Genomic DNA, 26,243 nt, shown 5'->3' with positions numbered 1-26,243 from the left:
TGGATGTAAACAAAATCGTAAATGTATTTAAGAATAAAAAATTTAAAACAATATATTCACTATTAAAAATGGTTTGATATGAGATTAAATAATAAGATTAAAAAAATATTTTTCGTCACTGCTTCAATAATATTTTGTAACTTGAATACAACTGGTTTGAGCCTAGCTCAACCCGTCATTGTATCTGGTAATGTTGATAATGAAGAAGATAAACAGACCATACTGAATCAAGTTTATAGTGTTTATGGTTCAGAAAGAGTTATAGATAAAATTGAAGTGCAGAAGGTAATAACACCTACTACTTGGATGAATACCATTCAAGAACTTATAAGGCCTGATTTAAAAAAAGTATCAAAAGGCAAACTCGATATACATGGAACTGCAGTGCAATTAACTGGAACAGTCTCTCATGCAGAAGAAAGTCAAAAAATAAACCAATTATTTAGCTCTCTAATTACTGCACCCTATCATTTTCAGGCCAAACTTTTTTCAGAACACAGCGAGCAAAAATTATTGGATGATACTTTAAATAATCGTGTGGTGGAGTTTGAATCAGATAGTGTAACTCTAACTCCTTCAGGAATTTTAATTTTAAATCAGATGGTTATTGCTTTAAATAAAGTAAAAGCAAGGCATATTAGAATTGTTGGTCATACTGACAGTTCAGGAGATAAACAAAAGAATAAGCAGTTGAGTTTACAACGAGCTGAAGCAGTAAAGCATTATTTAATGAGTCAGAATATTGCTGCTACACGTTTAAGTGTAGAGGGTTGGGGGGATGAGAAACCAATCGCGGATAATCATACTGTAGATGGTCGTAAAAAGAATCGTCGTATTGAGTTTGAAGTTTTATAAGGTAATCATAAAAATGACGAAATCGTATATAACAGTTGGTTGTTTAACAACAGGAGGTGGTGAGGTGCTAACAGGAAATAGTCGGTTTTTGATTGGTGGTGTTGCAGTGGCATGTATTGGAGATACGGCAAGCTGTCCATTGCATCAAACAATTTCCACTATCATTAGTGGGGACCCACATTTACTGATCTTTAACAAACCTGCTGCACAAGAGAATGATTTATTATCATGTGGATGTAAATTATTGGCCAAACAAAAATTAGTATCTGGTGATCATAAATAGTGAATCATTTGCATGGATGCTTTGCTGTATTTAACCATTAAAAAGCACCCTTCAAATTAGACTGAGCGTGTCCGACTTTTAGGGTGCAGTTTATTTAAGAGAATGCTTTTAGAGCTATTCGCACAAAGCGTAATGTGGATCTTGTTGATGATTCCGAAGGTGCTGTGCATGTTGCTTGAGATGTTGCTCGAATTGCTCAGATAAGCTTTGTAGCTTTTGTATTGACGCATTGAGCGCTTGAAGATGATCGTGACACTGTGTAATTACAGGAGTAGTCAGTTCAGTCAATAACACTTGCAGTTTATTTGAGATTTCATTATATAAACGATCATGTCGTATCGTTTCAGGTTGATCTGTACTTGCAGTAATAACCTCATACGATACATTTTGATCTAATGGCAATGCCTGAACCATGACATATTCTAGACGATAGTCTTTAAGTTGTTGGTGTAACTGTTCAGTCAAATGTTGCTCAGCCCACTGTACTATCGTTTGAGTAACTGCATCAATTGCTTGAGTAGATGCATGCTCTTCTAACAGCCTTGGTACTTGTGGCAGGATTGCACGCCAAGTATTTGCAATAATCTTGTCTTGTTGTTGTGTTAACTCAATCTGCATGTTTTGCGTCATTTGTGTGAGTACTGACAGTGATTGTTGCAAAAGTTCTTCAATAGGTTCTAGTACTGCTTCTTGCAGATAATGTAAAAATATTTCAGCAGATTTGCGTTGTTTATATGCAAATGCTGGTTCAATCAGATCTAATAAAGCTAAGAAAAGTTGATCGAATCCTGCCTCAGTCATCGATTGTGGATCAAAGCCAGTTTGACGAACCATTTGAGCAGATATTGAAACAGGTGTTTTGAGCAAACGAGCATCAACCTGCATTTGTTCTAATTTGTCTTGACTGCGGCTATAAACATCAGTTTCTTGAATTGCACGTTGATTGGCATTTTTATGACATAAAATCGTGCAAATTTCGCCATCAATTTCATCTTCTTCGATTTGATCACTACGAGTAATAATGGGTAAGAGTGGTTTATGGCGACGTAATTCACGCCCCAAGGAATCAAGCTCTTGAACTTGCCCAGGTGAAGAAGAACTGGTTAACCAAAGTACACCATCAGCACTGTCAATAAAACGTTGAGTTAAGGCTGCATTTTCAGTAGTGACTGAATGTAGTCCTGGGGTGTCAAGCAGAATAAATTTTTCACCTAAACACACCCCTTGTAAACGTGCAGTTGTTTCGGTTGCACCTTCACGTAATGCTTCTTCGGTATAAACCAGAGATCCATCGGCGAGATGAAAATATTTAACACTTTGTCCATGCTGGCGAAAACAATCTGCTAATAGATTACAAAGTGAGCTTTTACCAGCATTAAATTTTCCAAAGATTAATAACATCACTTTGTTTTCAAAAGTATCTGCTAAAGACTGTGCTGGGGAAAGTTCAGCCCATCGTGCATCCCAAGTATTAATATGTGTAATAACTTGTTGATTGAAATGGTCAATCTGTTGTTTAAGTTGAGTATCAGGGCTGAAACTGTTACTGGATAATAAATGTGTTTGAAGTTCTTGTGCAAAATCACTACGCCAATCATGCATTTTTTCGATGACAGGGGAGAAATCAAGTTGATCATTTTGGTGTGCATCAAGCGTATGAATAAATTGCTCTATGGAAGTATGCTTATTCATGATTAGGCCTCCAAATGTTGCAGTGCCGTCAATGCCTGTGTATACATTGTTACTTGTGCTGTAACATCAGAAATTTGCTTAACTAAAGCTACGCGGTCTGGAGACACTTCAAAATAGTGTGCAAATTCACGACATAATCTGTCACGCCCATTTTGTTCTGTAAATATCTTGCGTAAATCTTGGCGAGATTTAACAGAAACACCCATTACAGCAATCATAACTGTATTAATACTACGTACTTGAGTTTGTTGTTCAGTTGGTAAACCTGTTACCCCGTAACGAATTAAATGACTGTCAATATCTAAACAAGCATGCGAGTAGGCCACTTGTATACGTGCACGTTCTTGCTTACCCGCTGTCATTTTAAACATGTTTTCAAACGAATCTGGGACTAAGGCATCGTCATGCTCCCGATCTGCTAGTGTAGGTTGGAGATCAACACATACCTTATCTAGCGTTTTATTTAGATCAGAATCAAATGATTGACGTTGATTATGTTGTAGCTGTTGTAACTGTTGTAGTTGTTGCTGTTCTGCGTTGAGTAAGTTCGTGAGCTGTTGACGCATTTCTGTAAAGAGTAATGCTTTTTCATGTATGCGGGCTTGAGGAACTAAAGCGATTGCATCATCTAAGGCTTGACGTAAGGCTGAAATACCGCTTTTTTGTATAAGTAATTGCTTATTGGCTTCAGTGCCTTGACGATGACGTGTAGCGGAAACAGGTAGAAGGTTAAATTGAGGAATTTGTTGTTGAATTGAGTCAATAACCTGTGTGAGTACGGTTTGGTCAGGTACTTGATCTACTTGTGTTAACACCACGAGTGTTTGACGTTTACTTCGTTGAACATCGTAATGGAGTTGCTGCAATAAAGGATGTTCAGCAGCGTCTAATTCACCTTCTTTAACTGAATGTACAAAGAGTCGAATGTCTGATTTACACCATAAAGCTTCCTGAGCCAAATGATCATCTTGTCCACCCACATCGGCATCTAAGCCTGGTGCATCTAGCCAACACAATTGTTCATACCGATGCTCATTGAGTGCTACAGTTTCACGACGATCAGCGACACTAAAAATATCTTGACCAATTAATTCGTTGAGTAATCTGCTTTTGCCGTGATTATATTTACCAATAACGGTAATGGTTGGAGTAAGCGTTGTTTGATTTAATGCTTTTAAACGTGCTAAATCAATTGCTCTTTCTGGTAAAGCACAGAGGATTTGTGCGGCTGCTTCATCGAAGTTAAATGTTTCCATACTTTTGCTCTACTGTCCCTTTAGATAAATCAGGCTGGTGAGTACCAGCCTGATTTGTATGTAAATGAATGCTAGGTTTAAGTTGACCTTAACCTTGTAAGCGTGGACGCTCTACAACTTGGTTATCAACACCATCAACAAGACGACTAAGCTTAAAGTCAAATTCCATTTCAGCGAACGGTGTATCTAGGCCGTTTGCTTTAATTGTTGCTTCATCTGTGTGCTCAACAACAGGAACAACAAGACCTTCACGAGTTGCATAAGCAAAGTCGTCATATACAAATGGGTCATTTTCCATGTTTAACTGAGTTGTTAACTTACGGTGACCATCTGCAGTAATGAAGAAGTGAATATGAGCAGGGCGGTTACCATGACGGCCGAGTTGGTTAAGCAACTGTTGTGTTGGGCCTTCTGGCGGGCAGCCATACCCTTTAGGCACGATACTTTGGAAGCGATAACGACCTTCAGCATCAGTAATAATTGTACGACGCATGTTAAATGGTGCTTGTTCACCAGTAGGGTCGAAATGTGAATAGAAGCCTTTGGTATTCGCATGCCATACTTCAACTTGTGCATTCGGGAATGGTTTACCATCTGCATCGTAAATTACACCATGCATAATAAGTAATTGACCATCAGGGTCGCTACCATCATCTAGACGTGCATAGCCTTGTTCTACTGGTGCACCAGCAACGTATAAAGGACCTTCAATGGTACGAGGAGTACCAGCTTTAATCCCGAGTGCTTCATCTTCTGCATCCATGCGCATGTCAAGGAAACGGTCTAGACCTAAACCTGGAGACAATAACGCAGCTTCTTGACTTGTACCTAATTGGTTTAAGTAAGCTACACCTTGCCAATATTCATCAGAAGTAACTTCTAGGTCTTCGATCATTTTAAATAGATCAGAAAGTACACGGTGTATAATTTGCTTAACTCGTGGGCTACCACCTTCCTGTTCTAAACCACTTGCTAGACGTATAAATTCTTGTACTTCCTGCGTATCGAAAATCTTAACAGTCATGGCTATCTCCTTAAAACGCCAAAAAATGAATGCTTTTTTTTAAAAAAATCCAACATACCTTGTTTAGAGGCCATCCTTTTTTAATTTGGCTGCTTGACCTACCTGATCAACTCTATGATTAAGTTAGTCTAAGCATACGTAAAAGAGAATGTCTTATCCTAATAAAAACAGGCTTTGTTTCATTCGATGAAATTTATTATATGTATTGTCTGATATAGCACAAGAACCGTAAAAGTGTATATAAATACCTTTTGGGTATTTAATTTCCTACTCAAGCTATCATTGAATTGTGTTTTTTAAAAAGAAGCTTATAGTTGATAACTGTGAGTTAACTGCTTTAAAACATAAGCAAAATAATTATGTCATTGTCCAAGAAAGCACAAATCATGCCTAAAAATGGGAGCTGTAGGGGTGTTTTAGACGAAGTGCTAAGTATTTTGTTGCGTAGATAAGCCATAGACCATTGAGTCAATCTAGTAAGTTTGATCTTTAGGAATGCTATTTTTTAACTGCGATACTAAAAAAGAATTATGCTCAAATGAGTATATCTTAGTGCTGTGGTTGGTTTTAAAAATAATAAAAAGTCGACTAGATTTTAATTTAAGTCTTATACAAAAAATAATTAAACTCCGAGGATCATGCGCTTATTAATCGTTGAGTTTTTTAAGTAAAAGACAAAACTTATTGTACTGTTATACAATAATATTACTAAATAGATTTACGCAATGCAGAGATATTGACTTTAATGAGTTTTAAGATGATCAATAAATTAAGTATTAAACATCTCCTATTATATTGTACATTGCTCCCATTTTTTAATGCTTGTCAGTTGGTAACGCTGAAACAGCAAAATATGAGTACTCAACTGTCAAATAATTTTGAAACGATTTTGACCAGTCCTAAATTAAGTAATGGAAGCTTAAATTTATTATTACTTAGTAGACAAACACAAGCCAAATGTATTGAAAGTGCTGAACAATGTGTTGAGCAATGGAAAGACAATGCATTTATTGACCATGCGGAAGTATATTCAGCTGCTAGTGAAGTATATCTGGCTCATGCTCAACAATTGGAAAAATCGTCAGCTTGCCATCGAGTGCTAAAACAAGAAAAACCATCTACGCTTGATGCTCAATCAAAAGCATGTATCGAGCAGGAATTATTCGCTCTAGATCAAAGTATTCGTTATAGCTATATGTATTTATTTCGCACAACAGATACACCACAGTCGAGAGTTTTTAGTATTCGTCAGTCTCAGGTACGAACTTTTTACAATTATGCTTTATCTCGGTTCATGACTTTACAGTATTTAAAACAGCATTTTGAAACGATACCCGCTGTATTTAATGTAGGGAATAACAGCTACTCTCTAGATTTTCAGTCTTATCCGAACCTAAAGGATATGACCATTGAACAGTTTCGTTCTAGTTACAATATGAACTTCCAAGGACTTTTTACGATTAATAGACGTGATGGTTTTGGTGCAGAATTTGTAGTAGTACGAAAGACAAAACCAATCCATGAATCGAAACAATTTATTTTTAACCCTGAGCAATATTATAAAAATGCGGATGACTGGAATATTTATCCTGCCAAAAATTTACCAGTCACAGTAATTGCAGAGCCACAGCAAGAAAATGAAAAAAATATATTAACAGCACCATTTATACTGCGTTTCTTTGATCCTTATAAAGAGGAAAGTGCAACTGTAGAAGGTAATGACTATAAAATTACAGGTAATTTTTCTGTGCCTTATGGCTTATGGTTGTCTACCAATAATTTTGGTGCGCTAGGGTATAAAAAGGTTTTGAACATGGGGCAAAGTTCAGCGATGCCACATTTATTTATGATTGAACCTTACCAGCCAAATAAAAAAGTAATTGTCTTAATTCACGGATTGGCCAGTAGTCCTGAAGCATGGGTTGCACTAACAAATAATATTATGGGTGATAAAGTTCTGCGTGAGCATTATCAAGTATGGCAGGTATTTTATGCGACTAACATGCCTATTTGGGAGAGCCGTTATCAAATTCATGCATTACTCAAACAAGCTTTTAGTCAAACAGTGGCAAATTCTATTTCAGCTGAGAATGCTGTATTGATTGGACACAGTATGGGTGGAATTATTAGTCGCTTGTTAGTCAGCGATGCTGATATAAGGGCTACGGCTATTCCTTTTCTTAGTGAGGATGAACGTAAATTTATTTATGCTCATCCTAGTATTGTAGATCGTTTTCAATTCGATCGAATTGAAAATTTTAGTCGTGCAGTATTTATTGCAGCACCACATCGAGGTACAGCTTATGCTGATCGATGGTTTAGTAAAAGTTTACGTCAAATGATTAGTTTGCCTAGAGATTTCTTTGGTAGTTTAGAAAATGCTGACTCAGTACAGAAAGTCAGTCAATCTGTAAAACTCGGTGTTGCGACGATTGGCCCTAATGATTTGAGTGACCAATCTACTTTTATGCAATTGACGCGTGAAATTGAACCCGTATCAGGTTTTAAATATCATTCAATTATGGGTAATGCAACACAGAGCCAAGATGTAGCCGTGATGTCGGATGGCATTGTTCCGTATAGAAGCTCACATTTAGATCATGCTATTTCTGAAAAGATTATACCTGGTGGTCATTCTATACAAGAAACACCTGAGGCTATATATGAATTACAACGTATTTTAAGAGCACATTTAGCACAGTAAAATAAAAGAGATCTGACCATAATGTAAATTGTATGGTCAGATTTTTAATTATTAATGATTCAAATGACATAAAAAATTTTAAAACTAAATGTTATTCTCAGGTAGATCGTCTGCCACCGTTTTAAATGTGGAACGGTATTTGTGTATATGGGTTATTTATCTATGTATATTTCATCATTAAGATGAAGCGTACTAAATGGCTTGTTCCTGCGCTACATGAATGGGGCTTGATGAATGAAATACATGGTTTTGGAGAGGTTCAATGAAGTTTAAAAAAATGCTGTTATGTCTTGGTTTGTTGGCAATTTCAAATTTAGCTGCTGCTGAAACGGTAAACTATAAAATTGATCCGACCCATACAGCCACGATATTTAGCTGGAGTCATTTTGGCTTTTCCAATCCCAGTGCTAATTTTAGTGATATACAAGGTAATATTTCAGTAGATAATGAGTATCCTGAAAAATCTACAGTAATGGTAAATATTCCCGTAAAGAGTATTAACACCAATGTTGCAATTTTAGATCGAAAACTCCAAGAGGGTGAGTGGTTTAATACAGCAAAGTTTCCAATGATTGTATTCAAGAGTACCCAAGTTGAGACCAATGACCAAAAAAACTTTAAAATCTCTGGAGATTTGACGATTAAGGGGGTTACGAAGCCTGTTGTATTAACTGCTGTCTTAAATCAACAAGTATTACACCCAATGCTCAAAGTTCCAGCCATTGGTTTTAATGCTTCTACCAAGATCAAACGTTCAGACTTTGGTATTGCTACATATGTACCAGCAGTAAGTGACGAAGTGAGTATTCAAATTACGACTGAGGCCATTGCGGTTAAATAAGGATTAATTCCAAGCGTTTTATGTAGTTTATAGGATGTATTTTTATAGTGGGTATCCAAAATAAAGAATTCACTGCCATTATGAGTTCTTTTATTGCAGCCGTTGGCTGTTTATTTTTCCAATATGCAATCAGTAGGGGCACGATTTAGGATTATGGGCTAGATTGGTTGAGAAGATTGTACGTGTATTCATTTAAGATATTATATTTATTGCAATGGTTATGCTTAATTAAGCATTAAGTGGATCAAATGATTAGCTTGGTTGCTTTGACGTGAAATGGAACTAGGCGAATTTTGTAGAGAATGGCAATGGAAACAGCCATTTATCGCCTGTGTACTTAACTAGAGATCTTGATTTTTATGTATTATTTGTAAATTTTATTAGTAAAGTACACTGTTAAATAACAGACAGACGATGTGAATAGAAAACAAGTTAACTAAAAAAATATTAATATATTTCATGTGGTTGTCTGGTATTTTTGGCGAATAGTGAACGAATGTGTAAAGTAAGAAAGGTGTATAAAAAAGTTGAGATACATAATTCGACCAAGTAGTGTAAATTTTATGTAATTTAGGGACTTTACCTAGAAAAATTGCGGAATATAATTGCGCTAAAACCATTGATATTCAGTTTGGTCGTAGGAAATTCAAACGGTTATTCGAGAGTCTTTTTTTTTCGAAAACAAAATGAAAAATATAACATCATAACTGACTCAGTTGTTTGCTTAATTAACATTGAAATGAGCGTATCAACTAAATGAATCAATATGCTACAAACATCATCCGTGGCAGCAACCACCCAGAATTCCTACAACACGAAGTGCTCGCAGATATCTTTGTTCATACTGCTCAGCAATTCCCGAATAAAATCGCCCTGATGGAGGCAGACCGAAGCATTACGTATGCAGAGCTCCATCAACAAGCGTTATTAATGGCTCAACAGCTTAGTCTAAGGGGAGTAAAGGCTGGCGATATCGTTGGGTTATGGTTGGCTCGTGGCATAGAGCTATTAAAATCACAGTTAGCCATCTGTTTAAGTGGTGCTGCTTGGTTGCCATTTGATATGGACACTCCAGCAGATCGTATTGCTGTTTGCTTAGAAGATGCTCAAGCAGTGGGAATCATTACCAGTGATGACTGGTATGAGGCATTAATTGATGTACCTCAAACGAAATGGCGCAATACAGAATTACAGCAGAAACTTGATCAACCAGTTGAGTTGAAAAAAACTACACCTGAGCAGCCTGCATACATTATTTATACCTCAGGCTCTACAGGGAAACCCAAAGGAATTTTAATTACTCAGCGTAATATTTGTCATTTTTTACGTAGTGAGAATGAAGTTCTTGGGATTGAAACACAAGATAAAGTATATCAAGGCTTTTCAGTCGCTTTTGATATGTCTTTTGAAGAGATCTGGCTATCTTATTTGGTTGGGGCGAGTCTATGGATTGCACCTAAATCATTGGTTAGTGACCCAGAACGATTATGTAAAACATTACAGCAAGAACAAATTACTGTATTACATGCTGTGCCAACTTTATTAGCACTGTTTCCTGAAGATGTTCCCAATTTACGTATTATCAATCTGGGGGGAGAGATGTGCCCAGATTCATTAGTAGAACGTTGGGCACTCGATCATCATCAAATGTTTAATACTTATGGACCAACTGAAACAACAGTAACGGCCAGTTTAGAACGTTTGGCGAAAGGTAAGTTAGTAACTATTGGTAAGCCATTACCGAATTACGGTATGTTGGTTATTAATGCAGATAGAGAATTACTCCCCCAAGGAGAAACAGGTGAGCTTTGTATTTTTGGTCCAAGCGTTGCACCTGGGTATTTGGGGCGTGCTGATTTAACTGCAGATAAGTTTATTCAAAATCCTTGGGCGCAAAATGAGCAAGAACAATTGCTCTATCGTACAGGTGACCTTGCAAAAATAGATGAACATGGCCAAGTTCACTGTTTGGGTCGAGCTGATGATCAGGTGAAAATACGTGGTTTTCGCGTTGAGTTGGGTGAAATTGAAGCAGCACTCTGTGATATTGAGGGCATTGGAACCGCTGCTGTAATTTTAAGAGCAGAAGATGGCGTAGATCAATTAATCGCCTTTATTGCCACTGAACTCGAAGCAAAGCAACCTGTTGATGTTCAATATTTACGGCAAACGTTAATGCAACGGTTACCACCTTATATGGTGCCGAATCGTTTTGAAGTTATTCAAGAAGTACCACGATTATTATCTGGGAAAATTGATCGTAAGGCACTTAAAGCACGTGAATTAACCAGTGTGGTAGATCGTAGTGAATCAGATCAACCTCAAAATGCAGCAGAAGAGGTTTTATTTGCAGTACTCACTCGATTATTTCCTAATGTACCGATTAAATTAGACTCAGACTTCTTTAATGATTTGGGTGGGCATTCATTGCTTGCTGCGGTATTAATTTCTAATTTACGTCAGCACGCTGAATATAGTCACTTAACGATCCAAAACTTATATCAGACACGTAAAGTTGGTGCTATTGCTAACGTAATGCTACAACAGCCTGAACAGCTGGAAACAGATCGTCAGTTGGGTCAAGATAATCCGCGTAATCATGTCTATAAATGGTGCTGTGCGTTAGCACAATTGGTTACGATTCCCGTGCTTATTTCAATCAATATTCTACAGTGGCTGGCACCATTTTTTACCTATCATTATTTTACTGGCGGCAGTCGAGATAGTATTCCTTTTGCTATTTTTATGTCTTTAGTCGTGTATATTGCGGTGATCATCAGTAGTTTTGTGATTTCTATTGGTGTGAAACGTTTACTGATGCTAGGTGTTAAAGCAGGGCGTTATCCACTTTGGGGAATGACTTATTTCCGTTGGTGGTTGGCTGACCGCATATTGAGTATTTCACCTGTTTATTTACTCTCAGGTTCAACATTACTTAATTTATATTTAAAAGCATTAGGCGCTAAAATTGGGCATGATGTGAATATGAGTTCGGTACATATTCGTATGCCATCGTTACTTACTGTGGAAGATGGCGTTAGTATTGGTTCAAATGTCAATTTAGAAAATGCCAAAGTTGAACATGGTCATTTGGTTCTAGGTTCGATCCATTTGAAGAAAGACAGTTATGTAGGCTCATATGCTGTACTTGAGGAAAATACCGTTATTGGTGAAGGGGCTCAAGTGAATGCATTAACCTCTATAGAATATGACAGTGTTATTCCTGCAGGTGAAATATGGGATGGGACACCTGCAAAAAAAATTGGTCTTGTGAGTGAGCAAGAAGCACAATTACAGCGACCAAAATTATCAATAACACGAAAATATGCTGAGTATGTATATTACGCACTGAGTGCTTTAGTCATCGCTTGTATTTTCTTCATTCCTATTTTCCCAAGTTTTATATTAGTAGATTGGTTAGATGTCAATGTGTTTAATATTGATCCAAATAATCATCTACAAATTGCGTTGTATTATTTTAGCTTGGCTATTCCAGCAAGTGCGATGATGATGTTGATTACAGCATTTATTTCAGCTGGATTACGAAAATTGGCATTACCTCACTTAGAAACAGGCAGTTATCCTGTGCATGGAGGGGTTTATTATCGTAAATGGTTTGCATCACAAATTTTAGAAACTAGCCTACAAACATTACATGGTTTGTTTGCAACACTTTACGCACCAACATGGTTTCGTTTGTTGGGAGCAAAGGTTGGTAAAAATACTGAGATTTCAACTGCAACAGGCGTAATTCCTGAAATGTTGAATTTAGGTGAAGAATGCTTTATTGCCGATGCAGTAATGCTCGGTGATGAGGAAATAAAAGGTGGATGGATGACCTTAAAATCAACTCAAATTGGTCATCGAAGCTTTGTCGGAAATAGTGCTTATATTAGTGATGGTACAGTAATACCTGATAATGTTTTGATTGGGGTACAGTCGAAAACTCCAAAAAATCAGGAAATGTATCCAGGACAAACATGGTTTGGATCACCTGCTTTATTATTACCAGCACGTGAGGCAGCACAGTCATACCCAGATCATTTAACCTTTAAACCTAGCGCTAAACGTCGGCTAATGCGAGGTTTCATTGAGGGGTTACGCATTGTATTACCTGCAGCATTAGCGATTGGTGTTGGTTATACCATTGTACTAGAGGTGATTGATGTTATTAATCTTTATAGCATCAGTGTTGGTCTATTAGCACTTACAGTCGCGGGATTATTATATGGTGTGGGCTGTTTTGCTATTGTTGCCTTGTTAAAGTGGTTATTGATTGGTCGTTATGAGCCGCGTTCAGTACCGATGTGGACAATGTTTGTGTGGTTGAGTGAAGGGATTACCAGTTTATATGAGTCGGTAGCAATTCCTAATTTCTTAAATTACCTAAGAGGCACACCTATGTTACCGTTCTTCTTGCGTATTTTAGGTGCAAAAATTGGTAAAGATGTATATATGGATACTGCAGATTTAACTGAATTTGACTGTGTCAGCATTGGTGATCGTGCCGAGTTCAATAGTTTTTCTGGTCCTCAGACACATCTATTTGAAGATCGTATTATGAAAATTGGTCAGGTAAATATTGAAAATGATGTTGTAGTGAATGCCAGAAGTATTATTTTATACAATGCAACGGTGAGCCATCATGCGGTATTAGGTCCATTGAGCTTAGTGATGAAGGGTGAAAATATTCCTGCGAAGTCAGCGTGGATTGGTTCTCCAGCAGTGCCTTGGCACTATAAGTAAATTGGGTATATCAATTTAAATATATTGAATGCTACATAATAAACAGGGATAAGCGTTTCTTCTTATCCCTGTTTTGATTTATTTACGAGATCGTTTACGGTCTGCTAAAGATGAACAGAGTTATTATGGGTCAATTTATACAATTTCCTGATTCGCTATTGGATTGTGTTTTACAGTCAGGACAGTTACTAAAAGTATCAGAGCAAACAATTGCTTATATTTTTAAGATTGAACAGGTGTGTAAATTAATCCGCTCGTATCAATTGGTTGCGCCAGCTTTTTTAAAAGATGCATTGCCATCTCGGCTAGAGGAGTTTTTCTCAGGACGTGTGGTGGCAGAGGCAATATTGAGACATCATTTTGCATCTAAAGCGATGATCAGTTCTAAATCGCAATATTTACCACAATGGCCTCATACATATTCAGGGTCGATTAGTCATAATCAACAGCAACTATTGGTGATGGTGAGTGCTGAATATTCATATGTGGGTGTCGATTTAAAAGAGCATATTTCGCAACAAACAGCGGAGCAAATTGCTGACTTAATTCTGACGAGGAAAGAACAACAATATTGTCTCCAAGAAGCTAAACAATATATTAGTTATACTCAATATGTCAGTTTACTTTTTTCTATGAAAGAGAGCCTTTACAAGGCTGTATATCCTATTGCTATGAATTATATTGATTTTTTGGAAGTGGAAATGATTGAAGTCAATATGAATCAGCGCCGTGCTCATTTTCAATTTTGCACCAATATTCAAAAAAAATATGCGTTATCGAGTGATTATTTAGTTCAATGGCTAGATTTGAATGATTGGGGATTTACTTTTGTATTACAGGGCAAAAAATAACTTTTCAGTTTATTATGAATATTTCCCTAGAGATTTTTATGCTTTTCTGCCTGTTCAAGACGCCATAATGTTTGGGCATCTGCATTGGGGCTTGCCACAATTTTAATTTGATCAAAACCTACATGCTGGGCTGTGGTCAAATTTATATCTGTAATTATAACTGCCCGATTTACATCGAGCAGTTATAATTAAAATCTATGTGTGTGAAATTAGGCTTTTAGACGCTTTAGAATACTCTCTAAAATTTGTTTACGTGCTGCTAATTTATTGTCATTGGCAATGATATGCCATGCAGCAGTAGGGGTATCTGTGTATTTCAACATGTCTGATGCCGCTTGTAAGTATTGTTCCCACTTCTCACGGTTGCGCCAGTCTTCATCGGTAATTTTAAAATGTTTTTGTGGGGTATTGAGACGTTTCTCAAAACGTTTCAATTGCTCCTCTTTAGAAATGGCTAACCAAAATTTAATTACAATGGTATTGGTTTGGCTCAGTTGTTTTTCATATTGGTTTATTTCTTCATATGAGTTCTGCCACTCTGCTGGGCTAATTAAGTTTTCAACACGTTCAACCAAGACTCGACCATACCAACTACGGTCAAAAATGTTAATTGCACCATTGTTTGCATGCTTAGTCCAAAATCGCCATAAATAGGGGTGATGCTGTTCAAAGCGTTCTGGAGCAGAAATACCATGAATATTATATTCGTGGGGGTCTAGATATTTAATTACTCGGCGAATAGAGCTTCCTTTACCAGCCGCATCCATACCTTCAAAGACCAAGACTACGTTTTTTGAAGAATAACGTAATGCCTCAGCAACTTTATGTTGAAGCTTTTTAATCGCTTTGGTGTATTGAGTTTGGTCGATAGTATCTGCTTGAATTTGTGTAAGTGCAGGATGAATAGGTGCTGCTTTATAACGTAAACGACTTTTAATGATTTTAGGATGAATACTTAAATGGTCTAAAACCAGTCGAGCAAATTGAAAATTTCGTTCTTTGTTGTCTTCACTATCAATAATGTGCCAATCATCAATAAAACGGTCTTTAATGTTTTGGATATTATTATAGAGCTCTATATTTTTCCAATTATCTATAGGAAAGTTATCCCAAGAAAAATTAGGTACCCGTTGTACAGTTTTACTTAAATCAAAATGATTTAAACGTCCTTTTACTTTTTCCCATGAAACATCAAACCAAACTTTAATTATATCTATGCCATTATTTTTAAGATATTTTTCATATTCATGAATGCTATGTAATTGCTTTTGAAATTCATTTTCAGATATTTTCTGATCACCATAAAGTGTTGAAGCTAATAAATCTGTGTACCAGTTACCATAAAATATAATAATTTCACCATTTTTAGGAATATTATTGACATAGGGTTGCCATATTATTTTGTCAGAGCTTACTTTATTTGGAATATCTGCTCTAATTTTTAAATATCTTGGGTCCATTAATTCTGTTAATTTTTTTATTGATTTTCCTTTATTTGTTAGCTCAATACCACCAATTAAAATCAAGACACTCTTAGAGTTTTTATCATTTTTTGAGTTTTTTAAAATATATTGAGCTTCGATCAAATCGAGAGAAAGTTGGTCAAAATTCATAATTTAATGTTTCTTTGAGTGTTTTATTAAAAATTAAACCGTAAGATAAATAAATATTTTAGTCAAATAATATTTTTAATTAAATTTTAAAAGCTACATTCATTATATCGATTAGAATCCCTATTAAATTACTTTGATTTCATTAGAAATTTTACTGAGGAGTTCTTCTATTTATTTTGACCTTTATTTTATTTAAATATATATTAATAAAATATGTAAAGTTGTTAATAACAACATTTAAATGAATTTGTTGAGGTGTGGGTGTGAATCAGCAAAATATATATAAACACGGTCAGCCTGTTCAGGTTGAACATATTTTCCAGGGGAAGAAGCAGCAAATCCGAGTAATTGAGTCTGATAATAAAATGGTTGAACAAACAATTATTTTATTATCTGACGGTGGTATTTCGTCTGTAACTTTAGAGGCTGTAGGTGTTAGAGCAGGTTATAGTCGTGGATTGGTTTCACGGCATTATGGTTCTAAAGATGGGTTGTTTATACGTGTATTTAAATTCTTAGAAGACTGGATTGAAGATAGCAGTAAGCGAGCAACGCAAGATATTGATGGGATTGATGCTATTAATGCATTTATTTTAGATATTTCGAATAATATCAATTTGCATGTAGAAAAATATCGAGCCTATTTCTTCCTGTGGTTTTATGGTTTGGAAAGTACAGGTGAATTTAACCAGTATTTAATGCAAGTAAGAAACTTCAGAGAACAAAGATGTCTTAAGTGGTTGAAACAAGCACAGAAGCTAAAACAGTTGTCTAGAAAATCAGATTTAAGCATGCTTTCTGATTTTGTAATGACATCAATTATTGGTCTAATACATAAATGGATGTTCGATATGGCATTTGATATTGAACTGAGATTGAAACAATTGGTAAATATTCAATTAAGAACCATGTTTGCTAACTCACATTTATTTTATTCAGTGAATTATTGGGGAGAATAAATGTGATTTCATCACAGTATTCAAAAGTGTTTTTGATGATGGCTGCAACTTTATTTGTAAGTGCATGCCAGAATATTGAACAATATCAACAACCAAAAGTTGCGTTAGCAGAAACATATCCTGATCGCTCAACACAACAATACAAGGCATTATCTTGGTCCGAATACATTAAAGACCCTGTGCTGATAGAGGTTGTTGAGTCAGCTTTAGCGCATAACCATGATTTAAAAATTTCCGCACTGCGAATTTTAGAAGCTCAGGCGGCATACGGCATTCAACGTTCAGAATTATTTCCAACATTGGGTGGAAATGGTCAGTATGAGCGTAGTCGTATACCTGCAGATTTATCGCCTTTGGGACGTGCCATGACTACCGATCAGTATTTTATTGGTTTAGGTATGAACCAATGGGAACTAGATTTGTGGGGGCGTATTCGTAGTTTAAATGATGCTGCTTTACAACAGTTTTTCGCAACGCAGTATAATCAAACTGCTGTACGTAACAGTATTATTCAACAAGCTGTCTTAAATTACTTGACCTTATCTGAATTGGAAAAAAGAATTTATTATGCACAGCGTTCAGTTGTGAACTATGAAAATTCTGTACATATTTTTAAACGTCGTTATGAAGTTGGTGCTGGTTCAAAAGTTGAATATATGCAAGCGCAAACGATGTTGTCTAATGGTCAGAGTCTGCTCGTACAATTACAAAAATCACGTGAATTAACAGCAAACTATTTGATTCAGCTGGTCGGAAAACCAATCAGCGTGCCCAAGCCAGAACTAGATAAAATAGCTTTTAAAACTGGTGTCTTACAAACTGGTGTACCTTCAGATTTATTGTTAAATCGTGCGGATATCCGTGCTCAAGAAGCAATGTTACAAGCCAAACACGCCAATATTTATGCTGCACGTGCTGCTTTTTTCCCACGTATTGCTTTGACTGGTAGTTATGGTACAGCGAGTGCTGACTTGGATGGCTTATTTAAATCAGGTAGTGCGCTGTGGTCGTTTACGCCGAGTATTAGTGTTCCAATTTTTACAGCTGGACGCCTAAAAAATAATTTGAATTTAGCTGAAGTACGTACTGATATTGCAGTTGCTGAATATGAGAAAGTGGTACAAAAAGCGTTTCGTGAAGTTTCAGATGCTTTGGCCCAGCGACGTGGTTTAAGTCAGCAATTAAATATTCAACAACAAGGTTTGAATGCTTTTAGAGAAACAGCACGTCTTGCTCAATTACGTTATGACCATGGTTCAGTGGGTTATTTAGATGTGATTGATGCTCAGCGAAATCTACTTTCAGCGGAACAACAGTGGATTGAAACTCAAAGTGCACTCATGCAGTCCTATGTCAATTTATATTTTGCCCTTGGTGGTGATACGACTGTTGCCCAACAATCTTAAATTGTTGATCTTTAAAAATATACATGGTTAGACAAATATGAAAATTAACAAAATATCTATTGCGGCGGCAGTTGTAGTCATTGGTATTGCAGCTTATTTTATTTGGCAATATACGCATAAATCTGACAATGACGGCTTGGTTAGTGGTAATGGTCGAATTGAAGCGACTGAAATTAATGTTGCCAGTAAATTTGCAGGGCAGCTTGAAGATGTGCTGGTAAAAGAAGGTGATTTTGTAGAGCCTGGTCAGGTGTTGGCACGAATTAAAATTTCAACTTTAGAAGCACAATTACGTGAAACAGAGGCGCAACAGCGACAAGCTGAGGAAGCAGTCTTAACTGCCGATGCACAAGTGGCAATGCGTATAAGTGAAAAAGCAGCAGCTGAGGCAATGGTCTTACAGCGTAAAACTGAGTTAATGGCTGCTAAAAATCGTTTAGCACGTACTGAGGTTTTGGCTAAAGAAGGGGCTTCATCTAAGCAACAACTTGATGACGAACGAGCAGCTGTTCAACAGTACAGTGCTGTTCTTGCTGCATCACAAGCACAAGTACAAAGTGCTGAGGGCGCGGTAGTCGCTTCTCGCAGTCAAGTCTTGAGTGCACGTTCAAAAGTAGATGCAGTTAAAGCGAGTATCGAACGCATTAACTTTGATATTGAAGATGCACAGCTAAAAGCACCATTAAAAGCACGTGTCCAGTTTAGAGTTGCTCAGCCTGGTGAAATGTTAGCAGCAGGTGGCCGTGTATTAAATCTTATCGATTTATCAGATGTGTATATGACATTCTTCTTGCCTGAAACAGTTGCTGGTCGCGTTGCAATTGGTACTGAGGTACGTATTGTTTTAGATGCGGCTAAAAATATAGTTATACCTGCCAAAGTGTCTATGGTTGCGGATACAGCACAGTTCACACCTAAATCTGTAGAAACAGCTAGTGAAAGACAGAAACTGATGTTCCGTGTTAAAGCTAAAATTGACCCAGCCTTATTAAATAAACATATTGAACAGGTAAAAACAGGTTTACCAGGTATGGCTTATATTAAAATTGATGACAAAGCTGCATGGCCTGCTTTTTTAGAGAATAAAGTCCAATGATAAAACAACAATCTATGCCTGGATCGATTGTTGCAGAAATTACAAATGTCAGCCTGAAATATGGCAAAACAGAAGCGTTAAAGAATATTAGTTTAACGCTGCCTGCGGGTTGCATGATTGGCTTAATTGGTCCAGATGGAGTAGGTAAATCTAGCCTACTGGCACTGTTGTCCGGTGCGAAAATTGTACAGCAAGGCACATTGATGGTTTTAGGTGGCGATATTGCCAATAAAAAGCATCGCAAAAAGGTGTGCCCATATATTGCTTATATGCCGCAAGGTTTAGGAAAAAATTTATATAAAACTTTATCCGTTGAAGAAAATCTACAATTTGTTGCTCGTCTATTTGGTCATGATGCCGAAGAACGACGTAAACGAATTGATGAATTAACGAAAAGCACTGGGCTGAGTGGGTTTTTAGACCGTCCTGCTGGGAAGTTATCGGGCGGGATGAAACAAAAATTGAGTCTTTGTTGCTCTTTAATTCATGATCCTGATTTTCTTATTTTGGATGAACCTACGACTGGGGTAGACCCTTTGGCTCGTGCCCAATTTTGGGAGTTGATCAATCGTATTCGTCAGGTTCGGCCACAGATGAGTGTGATTGTTGCTACGGCCTATATGGATGAGGCTCAGGGTTTTGATTGGTTGGCCATGATGGACGATGGCAATATTTTAAAAACGGGTACACCGCAAGAATTATTGACTCAAACGCAGAGTGATAATCTTGAAGATGCCTTTATTAAATTATTGCCAGATGAAAAAAAGCAGGGTTATGAGCCAGTTGTTATTCCAAAACTTGAAACCTCTGACGACGAAAAATATGCGCTTGAAGCTGAAAATCTGACTGTTAAATTTGGTGATTTTACAGCAGTAGATCATGTTAACTTTAAGATTAAACGTGGTGAAATATTTGGCTTTTTAGGCTCCAATGGTTGTGGTAAATCAACCACAATGAAAGTGCTCACAGGTTTGTTAGAGGCTTCAGAGGGTCAAGCATGGTTGTTTGGTCAGCCTGTAGAAGGCAGTAACATTGAAACACGGCGTCGTGTTGGGTATATGTCACAGGCTTTCTCACTTTATCGGGAATTGACCATCATGCAAAACTTGGTTTTACATGCCAAGTTATTTCATGTGCCAGTTGAACACATTGAGGAACGTGTTCAGTTAATGTTAGAGCGATTTGATCTCATTGATGTACAAGATAACTTACCAGATGATTTACCATTGGGTATACGTCAACGTTTATCTTTAGCTGTCGCTTTGGTGCATAATCCTGAAATTCTGATTTTAGATGAACCCACTTCTGGGGTTGACCCGATAGCACGTGATAATTTTTGGCGGCATTTGATCAATTTATCTCGTCATGATGGGGTAACGATTTTTATTTCAACGCATTTCATGAATGAAGCAATGCGTTGTGATCGTATGTCCATGATGCATGCAGGGCGTGTACTTGATAGCGCTGCACCTGCGCAGTTAATTAAAAACCGTCATGCAGAAAATCTTGAACAAGCTTTCATTGGTTATCTAATTGATGCGGGTGCTGGGACACAAGGTGAAACAGACGATATTTCAGAAAGCATGACCTTAAAAGATCCGAGCGAACGAGAGACTGAAAAACTAAAAAGCTTTAGTTTCCAACGGTTATTTAGTTATGCATGGCGTGAGTCTTTGGAGCTTGCTCGAGATCCAATTCGTGCCACTATGGCATTACTGGGTTCGATTATTCTGCTTTTAGTTATGGGCTATGGGATCACCTTAGACGTTGAAGATCTGACTTATGCAGTGTTAGACCGAGACCATAGTGGATTGAGTCAAAATTATAGTATGGGGCTTGCGGGTTCACGTTACTTTATTGAGAAAGCCCCCTTACATAATTACGATGAAATTGACCAACGGATGCGGAGTGGGGATATTACCTTAGCGATTGAAATACCACCAGATTTTGCACGCAATGTTTATCGTGGTGAAAATGTCAAAATTGGGGTATGGATTGATGGTGCAATGCCAACACGTGCCGAGACCATTAAAGGCTATGTACAAGGTATTCATACTTATTGGTTAATGCAACAAGCTTTAGAGAAAAGTGGTTATAAACTGACGCCAAAAGTGAATGTGGAAACCCGTTTTCGCTATAACCCAGATATTAAAAGTCTTCCAGCAATGGCACCCGCTGTTTTTCCATTGTTATTATTGCTTATTCCAGCAATGTTAACGGCTTTATCGGTGGTCCGTGAAAAAGAATTAGGTTCGATTGTTAACCTTTATGTGACACCCGTAACACGTAGTGAATTTTTACTTGGTAAACAATTGCCCTATGTGGTCTTGGCCATGCTGAACTATTTGCTCATGTGCGGCATTATTGTCACCTTATTTGATGTTCCAATTAAAGGCAGTTTCTTAACCTTAGCCTTTGCTTCATTAATCTTTGTTATTTTTGCAACAGGTATGGGGTTATTGGCATCTACGATTACAAAAAGTCAGATTGCAGCAATGTTCTTGGTCATGATTGGTACTTTAATTCCTGTAATGCAGTTTGCAGGTATTATTAACCCAGTTTCGTCACTTGATGGCTTCGGACGTTGGTTTGGTGAAATCTATCCTGCAACATTCATGGTAAATATTAGCCGAGGAATTTTTAATAAGGGCTTATCTTTTGATGATTTGCACAGAGTAATAGGGCTGATGAGTTTATCGGTGCCTGTGATTATGTTTGCTGCGATTGCCTTATTAAAGAAACAGGAGCGTTAACATGATTAGAGCAAAACTACAAAATATTTATCAACTCGGTTGTAAAGAGCTTTGGAGTCTGTGGCGTGATCCGATCATGTTGGTGCTGATTTTATATACCTTTACTATATCGGTATATACAGCAGCCACAGCCGTACCTGATGGTCTGAACAAAGCACCAATCGCAATTGTAGATGAAGATCACTCGATTTTATCTGAACGGATTTCTTCTGCATTTGTTCCACCTTACTTTATTGCGCAGAGTACAGAACTCAATGCAATGGATTCTGGTATGGATGCAGGACAATTTACCTTCGCTTTAAATATACCTGTCGACTTTCAAAAAGATTTGTTGGCAGGTAATCCTGCATCTGTGCAAGTCAATGTCGATGCAACACGTATGTCTCAAGCATTGTCTGGTGCTGGATATATTCAGCAGATTGTACTGTCGGAAGTGAATGAATATTTGCAGCGTCATCGTCAAGTTACTGTATTACCCGTAGATTTAGAACTCCGTGCGCGTTTTAACCCCACATTAAATGCACAGTGGTTTGGTAGCGTTATGCAGATTATTAATAATGTTGCCATGCTATCGATTATTTTAACCGGAGCTGCCCTCATTCGTGAGCGTGAGCATGGCACGATTGAACATTTGATGGTTATGCCCGTTACTGTATTTGAAATTATGTTGGCTAAAGTTTGGTCAATGAGTTTGGTGGTGATGATTGCGGCCTTTGTCGGTATTAAAGTTGTAGTACAGGGCGTACTACATGTTCCGATTGATGGTAGTTTGCTGTTATTTTTCTTTGGAGCTTTATTAACCTTATTTGCAACAACATCAATGGGTATTTATATGGCAACCGTGTCAAAATCGATGCCTCAATTTGGTTTGTTAATGATGTTGGTTTTAATCCCAATGCAAATGTTATCAGGTGGATTAACGCCAAGAGAAAGTATGCCTGAGTTTGTTCAACACGTTATGTTACTTGCACCAACAACACACTTCGTTTCTTTGGCTCAAGCTATTCTTTACCGTAATGCTGGATTTGATGTTGTATGGCCGTCGTTTCTTTGTTTAATTGCCATTGCTTCAGTATTTTTCTACGTGGCATGGAAACGCTTTAAAGACACGATTCATACCATGGCTTGATCGATTTTATAAAGCAAGCTGTGATATTTATAGCTTGCTTTTTATTTAATAAAAAAATGAAGATAAATTGATGTAGAGGATATAACATGCTGCAAATTTTGGCAGAGTTATGTGGGGGTGTTGGTTTATTTTTAATCGGCATGACATTATTGACGGATAGCCTTAAATCACTTGCTGGAAATACATTAAAAGCATTATTAACCAAGTTTACTGCAAATAAATTTAAAGCAATGTTATCGGGTATTGGTTTAACAATACTCGTAAACTCATCTACCGCAACCACAGTGGCAACGATTGGTTTTGTTAGTGCGGGTGTACTGACTTTCGCACAGGCGATTGGCATCATTATTGGTGCTAATATTGGTACAACCAGTACAGGCTGGATTGTTGCCTTCATTGGATTAAAGTTTTCCATCTCGATGTTTGCCTTACCCCTTATTGCTTTCGGGGCAATTATTAAATTGCTCTATAAAGATCGTATGGCGTTATTTGGTTTGGTGGTTGCTGGTTTTGGTTTAATTTTTTACGGTATTGATGTTTTACAAGTGGCAATGGCTGGTTTTTCTCAGCAGAGCGATTTTAGCTTGCTTGCTTATACTGGGTTTTGGTCAAAAATTGTGTTGGTTTTTATTGGTATTGTGATGGCGATGGTTCTACAGTCGTCAAGCGCTGCCATTACCGCAACCATGGCCGCACTTGCCAGTGGCGCAATTGATTTTCCACAAGCGATCTTTATGGTTATTGGGCAAAACGTTGGTTCAGTAAGCATAACGGTATTATCAGTAATTGGAGCATCAATTAACGCAAAGCGTACTGTGGCTGTTAATGTTATTTTTAACATTGTTAGTGCACTTGTTGCTTTTATTGTTGTTGCCCCATTGTTTATTGGCCTGACTGAGAAGGTCTCATTTTTTCACGATTTTGATTTAGTTGTTTTACTGGCAATATTTCATACCGCTTTTAGTGTGGTTGGTGCGATGATTTTTATGCCGTTGATTAAACAACTAGAAGTATTGATTATTCATTTATTGCCAGATGATTCACCTTCAATTTTAGCCTGTTTAGATGAGGCAAGTTTGCAAGTGCCTAGTGCAGCATTACAATCGGCAAGGACAGTGGTACATTATTGTCTCTTTGAAATATTGTATATATTTATACACTTACTCAAAGAAGGGATTGTTCCTAAGCAAAAACAATTAGATGAACTTGATCATGTGATTGCTCAGGTTGAGGAGTATCTGGAGAAAGTTGTTTTAGTTGGACATTCTGAGCTGAAAACCAGTTTCTTAGCACTTTTAAGAGTTATGATATATGTTCGGGTATTACGTAGTGATTTAGAACATACAGAAAATGGCATTTTACTTCGTACCCAGCCAATGGTTTATCAACTTGCCCTAGATTATGTTCATATTGTTGAGTCTTATATTGAAGATGGTAGACATCTTACCGATCCTGAGCAGATTACCCATCTAAAAGATGAACTCAATAACCTGAAAAAATGGACCAGTAATCACCGTGCAGAGATTCGTTCTAAGTTAATGGAATATAGTGAATTGCATCAATTGAATGCTGCAAAAGGCTTGGAATTATTGGCAGCGCAACGTTGGATGGATCGTTTGATCGCACATAGTTATCGATTATCCAATGTACTATATGAAAGTTTGGATAAACCAGATTCACAGAATTAAACATTGAACATGTTTAATTCGTCGTTTGATATTTGGGATAAAGTGTTCTAAAAACTAAAGGAATAATTGAACTTATTTGCATTACAATGCAGAACATGAAGAGCTAAACTTTCAGCCACACTTCCCAGAGTGTGGCTTTTTTTTTGTCTATTTTAATCTTACTTTAACTTTTCAACTGATTTGATTCCCCAAGGTGTTGAACCTGTTTTAAAGTGGGCAATAGTGCTAAGTCCGCAAGTGTTGAGTCGTATTGTCTTCACAAGCCGAATGGTATAAACCCATGAGAAAAACCAAAAATTAAAAGTAAATGATAATCATTTAATAAATATGTTATGCTTGGATACATGGGTATTTTGCTATCAAGTCTGTAAAAAAGAGTAAGCGAGTAACTTATGCGTCAACAAGACACAGAATTATTGCAACAAGATGATCATATGAATGGTATGCAGCATACTGTAATGACAATAACTGCAATCACACAACCCTATGATTCCATTGTACGTGTGTATGGGAAAATAGATACGAAACAGATTGCACAGTGGTGTTTACCGAATCTTGCAATACGCATTGATGTTGAACAACAACATAATGGTCGTCCATTATCAAGAATATATACAGTTCGTCATTTTGATCCACAAAGCCAGCAGATAGAGGTTGATATTGTATTACATGGTGGTCAAAGCCCAGCAATGCGATGGCTGAATACATTGTCTGTTGGGTCGATTGTTTCGCTAACAGGCCCTCGAATACATGTTAATCCTCATTGGGAAAGCCAAAAGACCTGTATTATTTTAGCTGATGATACTGCACTACCTGCGGTTTATGCCATGTTAAAGCAGTGGCCTAAGCATGTGAGAGCAGAGATTTTTGTCGCAACGGCAGAAGTAACGTTAATACAAGAGTTTCCAATACTTCAAGATGTAAATTATCATGTGTTACTGCAAGAAAATAGCGTTCAATCCGAATTGTTAATCGCATTGACACAATTTAAAGCTTCAGAGGAAATTACACTTTGGGCTGCATGTGAACGACAACAAGCACGTCAAATTCGTGAGTATGCTCTTAAACAACTGCAACTTGCTAGAACAGACGTCCGAGTATTTGGCTATTGGAAAGCAGGGATGAGTAGTTCAGTGATTGATGAAGCACGGGTGAAACACTATACAGAACTTGTTGCTCAAGGTCAGGGGCTAGAAGCATTTGATGATCTAGACGTACAGATCTAATAAATATTTCATACATGATCATGGGGGAGATAATATCTGACTGAAAGGGCTAACATTGTGATTTTATTTACAATCCATCAAAACTCCACAATCAACAAATCAAATCTCCATAAAACTTGAT

The 26,243-nt window shown here is 37.1% G+C and carries 17 protein-coding genes; 13 read left to right on the top strand and 4 right to left on the bottom strand.

Annotated elements, in window-relative coordinates:
• Nucleotides 1–78 precede the first annotated feature (78 nt).
• Together RFH42_RS05295 and RFH42_RS05290 are read left to right on the top strand one after the other, a co-directional pair.
• On the top strand, nt 79–855 hold the full coding sequence (locus RFH42_RS05295) for an OmpA family protein (protein ID WP_308974541.1): 777 nt from the start codon (nt 79–81) through the stop codon (nt 853–855).
• Nucleotides 856–868: 13 nt separating this feature from the next.
• The gene (locus RFH42_RS05290; RefSeq protein WP_308974540.1) at nt 869–1,138 is read left to right on the top strand and encodes a PAAR domain-containing protein; all 270 of its coding nucleotides are present in this window, start codon (nt 869–871) and stop codon (nt 1,136–1,138) included.
• A 114-nt stretch (nt 1,139–1,252) separates the two neighbouring features.
• Here RFH42_RS05290 and RFH42_RS05285 read toward each other — a convergent pair whose 3' ends face one another.
• The 3 genes from RFH42_RS05285 to catA all read right to left on the bottom strand — a co-directional run bounded on the left by RFH42_RS05285 (nt 1,253) and on the right by catA (nt 5,110).
• A complete protein-coding gene (locus tag RFH42_RS05285) occupies nt 1,253–2,830 on the bottom strand; it encodes a dynamin family protein (protein WP_308974539.1) in 1,578 nt (525 codons plus the stop codon).
• 2 nt (nt 2,831–2,832) lie between these two features.
• Nucleotides 2,833–4,086: a GTPase gene (locus tag RFH42_RS05280; RefSeq protein WP_308974538.1), complete on the bottom strand. Its 1,254-nt coding sequence runs from the start codon at nt 4,084–4,086 to the stop codon at nt 2,833–2,835.
• Between the two features lie 88 nt (nt 4,087–4,174).
• On the bottom strand, nt 4,175–5,110 hold the full coding sequence (catA, locus tag RFH42_RS05275; protein WP_308974537.1) for a catechol 1,2-dioxygenase: 936 nt from the start codon (nt 5,108–5,110) through the stop codon (nt 4,175–4,177).
• Nucleotides 5,111–5,963: 853 nt separating this feature from the next.
• On the opposite strand from catA, the gene RFH42_RS05270 reads away from it, so the two are divergent.
• From RFH42_RS05270 to RFH42_RS05255, 4 genes are all read left to right on the top strand, one after another.
• A complete protein-coding gene (locus RFH42_RS05270) occupies nt 5,964–7,814 on the top strand; it encodes an esterase/lipase family protein (RefSeq protein WP_308974536.1) in 1,851 nt (616 codons plus the stop codon).
• 262 nt (nt 7,815–8,076) lie between these two features.
• A complete protein-coding gene (locus RFH42_RS05265; protein WP_308974535.1) occupies nt 8,077–8,655 on the top strand; it encodes a YceI family protein in 579 nt (192 codons plus the stop codon).
• Nucleotides 8,656–9,411: 756 nt separating this feature from the next.
• Entirely contained in the window at nt 9,412–13,401 is a 3,990-nt protein-coding gene (gene posA, locus RFH42_RS05260) for a delta-poly-L-ornithine synthetase PosA (protein WP_308974534.1), read from the top strand.
• Between the two features lie 125 nt (nt 13,402–13,526).
• On the top strand, nt 13,527–14,252 hold the full coding sequence (locus tag RFH42_RS05255; RefSeq protein ID WP_308974533.1) for a 4'-phosphopantetheinyl transferase family protein: 726 nt from the start codon (nt 13,527–13,529) through the stop codon (nt 14,250–14,252).
• 209 nt (nt 14,253–14,461) lie between these two features.
• Here the strand turns inward: RFH42_RS05255 and RFH42_RS05250 are convergent, their stop codons facing one another.
• Nucleotides 14,462–15,865, bottom strand: coding sequence for a phosphate--AMP phosphotransferase (locus RFH42_RS05250; RefSeq protein WP_308974532.1), 1,404 nt, complete (start codon nt 15,863–15,865; stop codon nt 14,462–14,464).
• Nucleotides 15,866–16,128: 263 nt separating this feature from the next.
• Between RFH42_RS05250 and RFH42_RS05245 the strand changes: the two genes are divergently transcribed.
• The 7 genes from RFH42_RS05245 to RFH42_RS05215 all read left to right on the top strand — a co-directional run bounded on the left by RFH42_RS05245 (nt 16,129) and on the right by RFH42_RS05215 (nt 26,122).
• Nucleotides 16,129–16,824 (top strand): TetR/AcrR family transcriptional regulator, encoded by a 696-nt coding sequence (locus RFH42_RS05245; protein WP_308974531.1) that lies wholly within the window; start codon nt 16,129–16,131, stop codon nt 16,822–16,824.
• Nucleotides 16,825–16,859: 35 nt separating this feature from the next.
• Nucleotides 16,860–18,230, top strand: a complete 1,371-nt coding sequence (locus tag RFH42_RS05240; RefSeq protein WP_308974632.1) for an efflux transporter outer membrane subunit — start codon at nt 16,860–16,862, stop codon at nt 18,228–18,230.
• 37 nt (nt 18,231–18,267) lie between these two features.
• On the top strand, nt 18,268–19,326 hold the full coding sequence (locus RFH42_RS05235; RefSeq protein WP_308974530.1) for an HlyD family secretion protein: 1,059 nt from the start codon (nt 18,268–18,270) through the stop codon (nt 19,324–19,326).
• On the top strand, nt 19,323–22,079 hold the full coding sequence (rbbA, locus tag RFH42_RS05230) for a ribosome-associated ATPase/putative transporter RbbA (protein WP_308974529.1): 2,757 nt from the start codon (nt 19,323–19,325) through the stop codon (nt 22,077–22,079). The genes RFH42_RS05235 and rbbA overlap by 4 nt, the downstream gene beginning before the upstream one ends.
• Before the next feature lie 4 nt (nt 22,080–22,083).
• Nucleotides 22,084–23,208, top strand: a complete 1,125-nt coding sequence (locus tag RFH42_RS05225) for an ABC transporter permease (protein WP_445596578.1) — start codon at nt 22,084–22,086, stop codon at nt 23,206–23,208.
• Between the two features lie 86 nt (nt 23,209–23,294).
• The gene (locus tag RFH42_RS05220) at nt 23,295–24,896 is read left to right on the top strand and encodes a Na/Pi cotransporter family protein (RefSeq protein WP_308974527.1); all 1,602 of its coding nucleotides are present in this window, start codon (nt 23,295–23,297) and stop codon (nt 24,894–24,896) included.
• 392 nt (nt 24,897–25,288) lie between these two features.
• The gene (locus RFH42_RS05215) at nt 25,289–26,122 is read left to right on the top strand and encodes a siderophore-interacting protein (RefSeq protein ID WP_308974526.1); all 834 of its coding nucleotides are present in this window, start codon (nt 25,289–25,291) and stop codon (nt 26,120–26,122) included.
• Nucleotides 26,123–26,243 lie beyond the last annotated feature (121 nt).

Source organism: Acinetobacter rudis, from assembly GCF_031157835.1.
Taxonomy (GTDB): Bacteria; Pseudomonadota; Gammaproteobacteria; order Pseudomonadales; family Moraxellaceae; genus Acinetobacter; species Acinetobacter rudis_A.
Note: the sequence above shows the minus strand (reverse complement) of the source record. Positions and strands in the feature narration are given on the sequence as shown.

Bases quoted from the DNA above. Each gene is read 5' to 3' on its own strand.
- RFH42_RS05295 (WP_308974541.1), top strand. From the start codon at position 79: ATGAGATTAAATAATAAGATTAAAAAAATATTTTTCGTCACTGCTTCA.
- RFH42_RS05290 (WP_308974540.1), top strand. From the start codon at position 869: ATGACGAAATCGTATATAACAGTTGGTTGTTTAACAACAGGAGGTGGT.
- RFH42_RS05285 (WP_308974539.1), bottom strand. From the start codon at position 2,830: ATGAATAAGCATACTTCCATAGAGCAATTTATTCATACGCTTGATGCA.
- RFH42_RS05280 (WP_308974538.1), bottom strand. From the start codon at position 4,086: ATGGAAACATTTAACTTCGATGAAGCAGCCGCACAAATCCTCTGTGCT.
- catA (WP_308974537.1), bottom strand. From the start codon at position 5,110: ATGACTGTTAAGATTTTCGATACGCAGGAAGTACAAGAATTTATACGT.
- RFH42_RS05270 (WP_308974536.1), top strand. From the start codon at position 5,964: ATGAGTACTCAACTGTCAAATAATTTTGAAACGATTTTGACCAGTCCT.
- RFH42_RS05265 (WP_308974535.1), top strand. From the start codon at position 8,077: ATGAAGTTTAAAAAAATGCTGTTATGTCTTGGTTTGTTGGCAATTTCA.
- posA (WP_308974534.1), top strand. From the start codon at position 9,412: ATGAATCAATATGCTACAAACATCATCCGTGGCAGCAACCACCCAGAA.
- RFH42_RS05255 (WP_308974533.1), top strand. From the start codon at position 13,527: ATGGGTCAATTTATACAATTTCCTGATTCGCTATTGGATTGTGTTTTA.
- RFH42_RS05250 (WP_308974532.1), bottom strand. From the start codon at position 15,865: ATGAATTTTGACCAACTTTCTCTCGATTTGATCGAAGCTCAATATATT.
- RFH42_RS05240 (WP_308974632.1), top strand. From the start codon at position 16,860: ATGATGGCTGCAACTTTATTTGTAAGTGCATGCCAGAATATTGAACAA.
- RFH42_RS05235 (WP_308974530.1), top strand. From the start codon at position 18,268: ATGAAAATTAACAAAATATCTATTGCGGCGGCAGTTGTAGTCATTGGT.
- rbbA (WP_308974529.1), top strand. From the start codon at position 19,323: ATGATAAAACAACAATCTATGCCTGGATCGATTGTTGCAGAAATTACA.
- RFH42_RS05220 (WP_308974527.1), top strand. From the start codon at position 23,295: ATGCTGCAAATTTTGGCAGAGTTATGTGGGGGTGTTGGTTTATTTTTA.
- RFH42_RS05215 (WP_308974526.1), top strand. From the start codon at position 25,289: ATGCGTCAACAAGACACAGAATTATTGCAACAAGATGATCATATGAAT.